The sequence below is a fragment of the Peribacillus sp. SIMBA_075 genome (genome assembly GCF_046534585.1).
Genome location: NZ_JAWRYN010000228.1, coordinates 1 through 357, shown reverse-complemented (window position 1 = coordinate 357; position 357 = coordinate 1). Strand labels below are relative to the sequence as shown.

The window sequence follows — 357 nt, the reverse complement described above, 5'->3', positions numbered from 1 at the left end:
CCCCTATTTTCTCGGCATTTTGTCGACGTTTTTCAATATTTTAACGATTTTGTTATGGAATTAAAAATTACCATCTGTAAATAAGAAGAAAGCTAAACTATCTGCGTGTTCACTGTAAATAAAAGATGTTAACTCTTCATATTCCCTATAAAAGTTGTCCTCTCCGTATGAAGACTCAATCAACCAAAGTAATTTTTTTACAAACCGTTCCATATCCTGTTCACTGTCAAAACTGTATTCCTCACTGTCCACAAATACTTTTTTGACAGTCTGCAAATGATTACATTCGGTCATTCCCATTCCTCATTTCTTAATGATTTGTATTTGCGTGATTAAATCATTCCTAAAGATGTAGCA

The 357-nt window shown here is 32.8% G+C and carries 1 protein-coding gene; it reads right to left on the bottom strand.

Features of this window, described 5'->3' with window-relative positions; all coding sequences use genetic code 11:
- Nucleotides 1-60 precede the first annotated feature (60 nt).
- Complete coding sequence (locus SB775_RS27985) at nt 61-294, bottom strand: hypothetical protein (protein ID WP_410864415.1); 234 nt, start codon at nt 292-294, stop codon at nt 61-63.
- Nucleotides 295-357 lie beyond the last annotated feature (63 nt).

Bases quoted from the DNA above. Each gene is read 5' to 3' on its own strand.
- SB775_RS27985 (WP_410864415.1), bottom strand. From the start codon at position 294: ATGACCGAATGTAATCATTTGCAGACTGTCAAAAAAGTATTTGTGGAC.